This window comes from Marinobacter shengliensis (genome assembly GCF_003007715.1).
In the GTDB taxonomy this organism is placed as follows: Bacteria; Pseudomonadota; Gammaproteobacteria; order Pseudomonadales; family Oleiphilaceae; genus Marinobacter; species Marinobacter shengliensis.
The window spans coordinates 86277-95287 of record NZ_PXNO01000003.1; the positions used below are offsets into that span (position 1 = coordinate 86277).

Genomic DNA, 9011 nt, shown 5'->3' on the forward strand with positions numbered 1-9011 from the left:
CTTATTTCTTCTTGGCTTCTTTGCGTCTGACCTGCTCATCCGCATAACGAACACCCTTGCCCTTATAAGGCTCGGGCGGACGGAACGCGCGGATTTCAGCAGCGACCTGGCCAACCTGTTGCTTGTCGATACCGCGAATCACAACTTCCGTATTGGACGGAGTTTCAGCGGTAACACCCTCGGGCAGCTCATACTCAACCGGGTGAGAAAAACCCAGTGTCAGATTGAGCTTCTTACCTTGCGCCTGCGCACGATAACCTACGCCCGTCAGCTGCAGCTTGCGCTCCCAGCCTGTGGATACGCCGGTAACCATGTTGTTAACCAGCGCACGAGTAGTACCAGCAAGAGCGCGGGACTGTTTCGCACCATCGCGGGCCGCAAAGCGAAGAGAACCCTCTTCCTGCTTCACTTCAACCGCTTGGTGAATGGTGAATTGGAGAGCTCCCTTGGAGCCCTTCACATTAATTTCCTGTCCGTTCAGCTTAACCTCAACACCGGAAGGCAGCACGACAGGATTATTGGCAACCCTGGACATGTGTATCTCCTAGAATACGGTGCAGATGACTTCGCCACCCACGCCTGCAGCACGTGCGGCGCGGTCTGTCATAACGCCCTTGGACGTTGAGACAATCGCGACTCCCAGACCGCCGGAAACCTTCGGCAGCTCCCCAGCGCCTTTGTACTGGCGCAGACTCGGACGGCTGACCCGCTTGATCTCTTCGATAACCGGCTTGCCGCCGAAGTATTTCAGAGTGATGGTCAGCTCGGGCTTCGCGTCAGCTGAAACAGAAAAATCTGCTACGTAGCCTTCGTCCTTAAGGACCTGGGCCACGGAGACCTTCATTTTTGAAGACGGCATCGTCACATCAGCTTTCGATGCCATCTGGGCATTACGGATACGGGTAAACATATCCGCAAGCGTGTCTTGCATACTCATTAGTATGAGGCTCCTGATCTTTTTAGTTGTGCAGCGGCGTGCCGCACCGCTTACCAACAGGCACCTGACCGAAGTCAGGCGACCTATCTTACCAGCTTGCCTTGGTCAGGCCCGGAACGTCACCGCGCATGCCGTACTCACGGAGTTTGATCCGTGACAGTTCGAACTTGCGCAGAACGCCGTGGGGACGACCAGTCACCTGGCAACGATTCCGAAGACGTGAGGGACTCGCATCACGAGGCAGCTGTTGCAGCTTCATTTGTGCGTTCCAACGATCTTCTTCGCTGGTATTCGGGTTTTTGATAATCGCCTTGAGCTCGGCGCGCTTGGCTGCGAATTTAGCCACAGTCTTTTCGCGCTTGAGCTCACGGTTTTTCATTGAAACCTTCGCCATGTCACTCGTTCCTTATTTCTTGAACGGAAAGCCAAAGGCTTTCAACAGTTCGCGACCTTCGTCGTCGGTACCGGCAGTGGTGGTGATGGTGATATCCAGCCCGCGGATCTTGTCGACTTTGTCGTACTCGATCTCAGGGAAGATGATCTGCTCACGAACACCCATGCTGTAGTTACCGCGACCGTCGAAGGATTTCGGGTTCAGACCGCGGAAGTCACGAATGCGGGGAACCGCAATGTGCACCAGGCGATCAAAGAAATCCCACATACGCTCACCGCGCAGGGTCACCTTACAGCCAATCGGCCAACCTTCACGGATTTTGAAACCCGCTACGGATTTGCGTGCCTTGGTAACAACCGCCTTTTGACCCGCCAGACGCTCAAGATCCGCCACAGCGTTTTCAATCAGCTTTTTGTCACCAACCGCTTCGCCAACACCCATGTTCAGGGTGATTTTCTCGATACGCGGCACCTGCATAACGTTCTTGTAACCGAACTCTTTCTGCAGGGCGGGTACCACTTCCTTAGTGTACTGCTCTTTCATGTTAAGCATCGTAACCACCACCGCTTACTGGTTATCGACAGCTTCGTTCGTGGACTTGAAGATCCGCACTTTGCTGCCGTCTTCCTTGGTCTGGAAGCCAACACGATCGGCTTTGCCGGTCTGCGGATTAAAAATAGCCACGTTGGAAGCCTGGATAGGCGCTTCTTTTTCGACGATACCACCCGGGGTGCCGAGCATCGGGTTCGGCTTGGTGTGCTTCTTCATCATATTGATGCCAGAAACAATCACACGGCCGTCGTCCTGAACCTTCAGGACTTTACCACGTTTGCCTTTGTCTTTCCCCGTGGTGACGATTACTTCGTCATCTCGTTTGATCTTTTTCATAACCGGCCTCTGGTCCTTTAAAGTACTTCGGGTGCCAGTGAGATAATCTTCATGAACTTCTCGTTACGCAGTTCACGGGTAACCGGTCCGAAGATACGGGTACCAATGGGAGCGTCCTGATTGTTCAGAAGTACCGCCGCGTTACCGTCAAAACGGATCAATGAACCGTCCGGACGACGCACACCCTTACGGGTACGTACTACAACAGCCTTGAGGACCTGGCCTTTCTTCACCTTACCGCGGGGGATGGCTTCCTTAACGGTTACCTTGATGATATCCCCAACGCTCGCATAACGCCGGTGAGATCCGCCCAGGACCTTGATGCACATAACCTGACGTGCACCACTGTTATCCGCGACTTCAAGCATTGTTTGAGTCTGAATCATGGTTGTTCTCCGGGCGAATTACACCTTGGACGCGCGTTCGGTGACTTCCACCAGGGCCCAGCTTTTGGTCTTGGAGACCGGGCGGGTTTCCTGAATGGTTACGATGTCGCCGATGTTGCACTGATTGCTTTCATCGTGCGCATGGATCTTGGTCGAGCGCTTCATGTACTTGCCGTACAGAGGATGTTTCACCTGACGCTCAACCAGGACCACGATGGACTTATCCATCTTGTTGCTCACGACCTTGCCGCTCAGAGTTCTGGCAGTTTGGGTAGCTTCGGTCATGTCACTGTCCTGCCTTTTCATTCAATACCGTTTTAACGCGAGCGATATCGCGCTTCACCTTGCCGAGGAGGTGAGACTGATTCAGCTGACCTGTCGCTTTGCGCATGCGCAGGTTGAACTGCTCCTTCAGGAGGTCGATCAGCTCTTTGTTCAGCTCCTCGACTGACTTTTCACGCAGCTCTGTTGCATTCATCACATCACCGTCCTCGTTACAAAGGTGGTCTGTACCGGCAGTTTGGCCGCTGCAAGAGTGAAGGCCTCACGAGCGATTTCCTCGGAAACACCTTCCATCTCATACAACATACGGCCTGGCTGAATTTCAGCCACCCAATACTCGACAGAACCTTTACCTTTACCCATCCGTACTTCAAGCGGCTTACCGGTGATCGGCTTGTCCGGGAAAACCCGGATCCAGATCTTACCGCCCCGCTTGATACGACGTGTCATAGTACGACGTGCCGCCTCAATCTGGCGCGCAGTTATACGCCCGCGACTGGTCGCTTTCAATCCGTATTCACCGAAGCTCACCTTGTTGGCGCGGTGAGCAAGACCGGTGTTACGGCCTTTCATTACCTTGCGGAATTTGGTGCGTTTTGGTTGCAGCATAAGAGTGCCCCTTTACTTAGAACCTTTCTTCCCAGAGGCTTTCTTGTCAGCACGGACCTGCTCCATACCACCAAGAATCTCACCTTTGAAGATCCATACCTTTACGCCGATAACGCCGTAAGTGGTGTGCGCTTCATAGGTTGCATAATCAATATCTGCACGTAATGTGTGCAGAGGTACACGACCTTCGCGATACCACTCGGAACGTGCGATTTCAGCACCCCCAAGACGACCGCCAACCTGAATCTTGATACCCTTGGCACCCTGACGCATGGCGTTCTGAACCGCACGCTTCATAGCGCGACGGAACATCACACGACGCTCCAGCTGACCGGCAACGTTTTGCGCTACCAGGCGGGCATCCAGGTCCGGCTTGCGGACTTCTTCGATGTTGATGTGCACAGGCACACCCATCATGTCGCTGACTTCGCGACGCAGACGGTCAACATCTTCACCCTTCTTACCGATAACAATACCGGGGCGGGCGGTATGGATCGTGATCCGGGCGTTCTGAGCAGGGCGCTCGATCACGATCTTGCTGACAGACGCCTTAACCAGACGCTTGTCCAGGAACTCGCGAACCTGAATATCATTCAGCAGATTCTTCGCGTAGTCCTTCTTGTCGGCATACCACACTGAGTTGTGCTCTTTGATCACACCCAGGCGCATGCCGGTTGGATTTACTTTATGACCCATCTGAGCATCTCCTACTTGTCGGCGACCTTGACGGTGATATGACAGGTGCGCTTGAAAATACGGTCAGCGCGCCCCTTGGCTCGAGCTTTGATTCGCTTGAGCGTTGGGCCCTCATCCACCATGACAGTGGAAACCCGCAGATCATCTACGTCCAGACCTTCGTTGTGCTCAGCGTTGGCAATGGCGGATTCAAGAGCTTTCTTGATCACAACCGCTGCCTTCTTAGGGCTGAAAGTCAGAATGTTCAGGGCGTCCTCAACAGCCTTGCCGCGTACCTGGTCGGCAACAAGACGTGCTTTCTGAGCTGAGAGGCGAGCGCCCTTGTACTTGGCTGCTACTTCCATTTCTATTACCTCACAATCAGCGTTTAGCTTTCTTGTCGGCCGCATGACCACGATAAGTACGCGTTGCCGCGAACTCACCCAGTTTATGTCCGACCATATCTTCGGTGACATAAACCGGCACGTGCTGCTTGCCGTTGTGGACTGCAATGGTCAGGCCTACCATCTCCGGAAAGATTGTTGACCGGCGGGACCAGGTTTTGATCGGCCGCTTGTCACTTGTTTCCAGAGCTGCCTCGACCTTCTTCAACAGATGCAGGTCTATAAAAGGACCTTTCTTCAAAGAACGTGGCACAGCATTTACCTCTATGTAGTCGTTTACTTGGCTGAACGACGACGTACTATCATCTTGTCAGTACGTTTGTTCTTACGAGTCTTATGCCCTTTGGTCGGAACACCCCACGGAGTAACCGGGTGACGCCCGCCAGAGGTACGCCCTTCACCACCACCATGTGGGTGGTCAACTGGGTTCATAGCAACACCACGTACTGTTGGACGTTTACCGCGCCAACGTGATGCACCCGCTTTACCAAGCTGCTTGAGGCTGTGCTCGCTGTTGGACACTTCACCCAGCGTTGCACGGCAATCTACAAGCACCTTACGCATTTCACCTGAACGCAGGCGGATAGTGGCATAAGCCCCTTCCCGAGCTACCAGCTGTACGGATGCGCCCGCGGAGCGAGCCAGCTGGGCACCTTTGCCAGGCTTGAGTTCGACGCAGTGGATCACAGAACCAACCGGAATGTTCCGGAGCGGCAGAGTGGAGCCCACCTTAATCGGCGCGTCGACGCCGGACCGCACAGGATCACCTGCCTTCATACCTTTGGGAGCGATGATGTAGCGACGCTCGCCATCGGAGTACTTCAGCAGCGCGATGTGCGCAGAGCGGTTAGGATCATATTCCAGGCGTTCAATAACCGCCGGGATACCATCTTTGGTCCGCTTGAAATCAATTACACGGTAGTGCTGCTTGTGGCCACCACCAATGTGACGAGTAGTAATGCGGCCAGCGTTGTTACGACCACCTGACTTACTCTTAGTTTCTACCAACGGCTCGTAAGGACGTCCTTTGTGCAGATCCGGGTTGTAAAGTTTTACAACGTGACGGCGTCCGGCAGATGTTGGCTTGGTTTTGACGATCGGCATATTACGACCCCTTTACCTTATTCCACATCCAGAAAATCGATGTCCTGACCTTCTGCCAGCTTGACGTAAGCCTTACGAATGTCATTACGCTTGCCGAACCCGCGGATAGTGCGCTTGAGCTTACCCTTACGGTTCAGAACCTGAACACCTTCGACGGTGACGTTGAACAGCTGCTCAACGGCTTTCTTGATCTCCGGCTTGGTGGCGTCTGGTGCTACACGGAATACCACCTGACCACGCTCGGCTGCCAGAGACGCTTTCTCTGATACGTGCGGCCCCAGCAGGACCTTATAAATACGTTCCTGATTCATCCCAGCATCTCCTCGATCTTCTTCAGAGCGGGAACAGTTACCACAACGTTCTCGTAGGCAACCAGGCTGACCGGATCCAGACCTGCCACGTCGCGAACATCCACGTGAGGAATGTTGCGGGAAGCCAGGTGCAGGTTCTGCTCAACGCTATCGGAAAGAATCAGAGCGTTAGATACGCCCAGATCCTTCAGCTTGGCGGTGAACGCCTTGGTCTTGGGACTGTCAACGTTCATATCGTCAACAACCACCAGACGCTCCTGACGGACCAGCTCGGAAAGAATGGAACACATAGCCGCACGATACATCTTGCGGTTAACTTTCTGTTCGAAATCACGGGGCTTGGCCGCAAAAGTTACGCCGCCTGAACGCCAGATCGGGCTACGAATGGTGCCCGCACGAGCGCGACCGGTGCCCTTCTGACGCCACGGCTTCTTGCCACCGCCACTGACTTCGGAACGTGTTTTCTGAGCCTTGGTACCCTGACGGCCAGCTGCCATGTAGGCAGTTACCACCTGGTGCACCAGTGCTTCATTAAAATCTTTGGCAAACGCAGCGTCGGAAACAGAAATCCCCTTGCCGCTACCAGTAATTGTCAATTCCATCGCACCGCTCCTCAGGCTTTAACTGCAGGCTTGATGACAACGTCGCCGCCAGTCGCACCAGGTACGGCACCACTTACCAGCAGCAGGTTGCGCTCGGCATCGACACGGACGATTTTCAGGTTCTGCACAGTGACCTGCGCGTTACCCATCTGACCGGCCATCTTTTTACCCTTGAATACCTTGCCCGGAGTCTGGTTCTGACCAATAGAACCCGGAGCACGATGAGACAGGGAGTTACCGTGAGTAGCGTCCTGCATGGAGAAGTTCCAGCGCTTGACACCACCCTGGAAGCCCTTACCTTTGGACTGACCAGTGGCATCAACCACCTGACCGTCTTCAAACACAGAGACTGTCAGCTCGCCGCCTGCAGCGAGGTCTTCACCTTCGCCATCAGCCAGACGAAATTCCCACACGCCACGACCAGCTTCAACACCTGCTTTCGCAAAGTGACCAGCAGCAGCCTTGCTCACGCGGGAGGCACGACGAGAACCTACGGTTACCTGCACAGCGCGGTAGCCGTCGTTTTCGAGAGTTTTCAGTTGGGTAATGCGGTTGGGCTCAACCTCGATTACCGTTACGGGCAATGCCTGCCCCTCGTCCGTAAAAATACGGGTCATACCGGCCTTACGACCGACAACACCAATTGCCATGTTTCACCTCTTAAGTGTACGGGGCTTGCACCCTCTATGGCCTGTGACAGTTACACAGACTAATACCGGGCGGTATTAGCCGAGGCTGATCTGAACGTCTACACCTGCTGCCAGGTCCAGTTTCATCAGAGCATCCACTGTCTTCTCCGTCGGCTCAACAATGTCGAGCAAACGCTTGTGGGTACGAATTTCATACTGATCACGCGCGTCTTTATTGACGTGCGGAGAGATCAATACCGTGTACTTTTCCTTGCGCGTCGGCAGAGGAATAGGACCACGCACCTGAGCGCCGGTCCGCTTGGCGGTATCGACGATCTCCTGCGTGGACTGGTCGATCAGGCGATAATCAAACGCCTTCAACCGGATTCGAATCTTTTGGCTTTGCATGATGCACCAAACTCCACTCGTAGCAGCTACTAGTTAGCCGACCTTCAAAAAAAGGAGCCGCATTGTATGCATAATACCCAACCCTGTCAACATCATTGATATTGACGGAGGTCAGGCAGACTTTGCGACTTAAACAGAAAAAGGGGCTGAACCAGTCAGCCCCTTTTTCCTGATCAAACGAGCAGATTACTCGATGATCTTGGAGACCACGCCGGCACCAACGGTACGGCCGCCTTCGCGAATCGCGAAGCGCAGACCATCTTCCATGGCGATCGGAGCGATCAGGGTAACAGTCATTTTCACGTTGTCACCCGGCATTACCATTTCAACGCCTTCCGGCAGTTCACAAGAACCGGTTACATCAGTAGTCCGGAAGTAGAACTGCGGACGGTAGCCCTTGAAGAACGGAGTATGACGACCACCTTCTTCTTTGGACAGTACGTACACTTCACACTCGAACTTGGTGTGCGGCTTGATGGAGCCCGGTACACACAGAACCTGACCACGCTCAACGTCGTCACGCTTGGTACCACGCAGCAGAACACCTACGTTCTCACCGGCACGACCTTCGTCCAGCAGCTTGCGGAACATCTCAACACCAGTACAGGTGGTCTTGGTGGTGTCGCGGATACCCACGATTTCCACTTCGTCACCTACTTTGATGATGCCACGCTCTACACGACCGGTAACAACGGTACCACGACCAGAGATGGAGAATACGTCCTCGATCGGCATCAGGAACGGCTGATCAATCGCACGCTCCGGCTCAGGGATGTAGTCGTCCAGGGCTTCTACCAGCTTCTTAACAGCGGTAGTACCCATCTCGTTGTCGTCTTTACCTTCCAGAGCCATCAGCGCAGAACCGGTGATGATCGGAGTGTCGTCACCCGGGAAGTCGTACTGGCTCAGCAGGTCACGAACTTCCATCTCTACCAGCTCAAGCAGCTCTTCATCGTCTACCATGTCCGCTTTGTTCAGGAACACAACGATGAACGGTACACCAACCTGACGGGACAGCAGGATGTGCTCACGAGTCTGCGGCATGGGGCCGTCAGCTGCGGAGCAAACCAGGATAGCGCCGTCCATCTGGGCAGCACCGGTGATCATGTTCTTAACATAATCCGCGTGGCCCGGGCAGTCTACGTGTGCGTAGTGACGGGTCGGAGAATCGTACTCAACGTGAGAGGTCGCGATGGTGATACCACGCGCACGCTCTTCCGGTGCGTTATCGATCTGATCGAAAGCACGGCTCTCACCAGTACCCCATACTTCGTGACATACACGAGTCAGGGCGGCTGTCAGAGTGGTCTTACCATGGTCAACGTGACCAATGGTGCCCACGTTTACGTGCGGCTTGTTACGCTCAAACTTTGCTTTAGACA

At 54.2% G+C, this 9011-nt stretch carries 18 protein-coding genes; all 18 read right to left on the bottom strand.

Annotated elements, in window-relative coordinates:
- Position 1: 1 nt before the first annotated feature.
- On the bottom strand, positions 2 to 535 hold the full coding sequence (rplF, locus tag C7H10_RS01055; RefSeq protein WP_058090004.1) for a 50S ribosomal protein L6: 534 nt from the start codon (positions 533 to 535) through the stop codon (positions 2 to 4).
- A 9-nt stretch (positions 536 to 544) separates the two neighbouring features.
- The gene (gene rpsH, locus C7H10_RS01060) at positions 545 to 937 is read right to left on the bottom strand and encodes a 30S ribosomal protein S8 (protein ID WP_058090003.1); all 393 of its coding nucleotides are present in this window, start codon (positions 935 to 937) and stop codon (positions 545 to 547) included.
- A gap of 88 nt (positions 938 to 1025) precedes the next feature.
- A complete protein-coding gene (gene rpsN, locus C7H10_RS01065; RefSeq protein ID WP_058090002.1) occupies positions 1026 to 1331 on the bottom strand; it encodes a 30S ribosomal protein S14 in 306 nt (101 codons plus the stop codon).
- 12 nt (positions 1332 to 1343) lie between these two features.
- Complete coding sequence (rplE, locus tag C7H10_RS01070; RefSeq protein WP_058090001.1) at positions 1344 to 1883, bottom strand: 50S ribosomal protein L5; 540 nt, start codon at positions 1881 to 1883, stop codon at positions 1344 to 1346.
- Between the two features lie 15 nt (positions 1884 to 1898).
- Complete coding sequence (gene rplX / locus C7H10_RS01075) at positions 1899 to 2219, bottom strand: 50S ribosomal protein L24 (protein ID WP_061333571.1); 321 nt, start codon at positions 2217 to 2219, stop codon at positions 1899 to 1901.
- Positions 2220 to 2236: 17 nt separating this feature from the next.
- The gene (rplN, locus tag C7H10_RS01080) at positions 2237 to 2605 is read right to left on the bottom strand and encodes a 50S ribosomal protein L14 (RefSeq protein ID WP_007154005.1); all 369 of its coding nucleotides are present in this window, start codon (positions 2603 to 2605) and stop codon (positions 2237 to 2239) included.
- A gap of 18 nt (positions 2606 to 2623) precedes the next feature.
- Positions 2624 to 2890, bottom strand: a complete 267-nt coding sequence (rpsQ, locus tag C7H10_RS01085) for a 30S ribosomal protein S17 (protein WP_044387650.1) — start codon at positions 2888 to 2890, stop codon at positions 2624 to 2626.
- 1 nt (position 2891) lies between these two features.
- Positions 2892 to 3083 (bottom strand): 50S ribosomal protein L29, encoded by a 192-nt coding sequence (rpmC, locus tag C7H10_RS01090; RefSeq protein WP_058089999.1) that lies wholly within the window; start codon positions 3081 to 3083, stop codon positions 2892 to 2894.
- Complete coding sequence (gene rplP, locus C7H10_RS01095) at positions 3083 to 3496, bottom strand: 50S ribosomal protein L16 (RefSeq protein WP_044387654.1); 414 nt, start codon at positions 3494 to 3496, stop codon at positions 3083 to 3085. Before rplP ends, rpmC begins: the two co-directional genes overlap by 1 nt.
- A gap of 12 nt (positions 3497 to 3508) precedes the next feature.
- Positions 3509 to 4192 (bottom strand): 30S ribosomal protein S3, encoded by a 684-nt coding sequence (gene rpsC, locus C7H10_RS01100; RefSeq protein WP_058089998.1) that lies wholly within the window; start codon positions 4190 to 4192, stop codon positions 3509 to 3511.
- Between the two features lie 11 nt (positions 4193 to 4203).
- Entirely contained in the window at positions 4204 to 4536 is a 333-nt protein-coding gene (gene rplV, locus C7H10_RS01105) for a 50S ribosomal protein L22 (protein WP_008940674.1), read from the bottom strand.
- 16 nt (positions 4537 to 4552) lie between these two features.
- Positions 4553 to 4828: a 30S ribosomal protein S19 gene (gene rpsS / locus C7H10_RS01110; RefSeq protein WP_061333570.1), complete on the bottom strand. Its 276-nt coding sequence runs from the start codon at positions 4826 to 4828 to the stop codon at positions 4553 to 4555.
- A gap of 23 nt (positions 4829 to 4851) precedes the next feature.
- Positions 4852 to 5679 (bottom strand): 50S ribosomal protein L2, encoded by an 828-nt coding sequence (gene rplB, locus C7H10_RS01115; protein WP_058089996.1) that lies wholly within the window; start codon positions 5677 to 5679, stop codon positions 4852 to 4854.
- 17 nt (positions 5680 to 5696) lie between these two features.
- Complete coding sequence (rplW, locus tag C7H10_RS01120) at positions 5697 to 5990, bottom strand: 50S ribosomal protein L23 (RefSeq protein ID WP_008174862.1); 294 nt, start codon at positions 5988 to 5990, stop codon at positions 5697 to 5699.
- Entirely contained in the window at positions 5987 to 6592 is a 606-nt protein-coding gene (gene rplD / locus C7H10_RS01125; RefSeq protein ID WP_061333569.1) for a 50S ribosomal protein L4, read from the bottom strand. Before rplD ends, rplW begins: the two co-directional genes overlap by 4 nt.
- Positions 6593 to 6603: 11 nt before the next feature.
- Positions 6604 to 7242, bottom strand: a complete 639-nt coding sequence (gene rplC, locus C7H10_RS01130) for a 50S ribosomal protein L3 (RefSeq protein WP_058089994.1) — start codon at positions 7240 to 7242, stop codon at positions 6604 to 6606.
- Positions 7243 to 7317: 75 nt separating this feature from the next.
- On the bottom strand, positions 7318 to 7629 hold the full coding sequence (gene rpsJ / locus C7H10_RS01135; RefSeq protein WP_004580743.1) for a 30S ribosomal protein S10: 312 nt from the start codon (positions 7627 to 7629) through the stop codon (positions 7318 to 7320).
- Positions 7630 to 7815: 186 nt separating this feature from the next.
- Positions 7816 to 9011: elongation factor Tu (gene tuf, locus C7H10_RS01140; protein ID WP_244178156.1), on the bottom strand; the 1196-nt coding region annotated here is incomplete at its 5' end.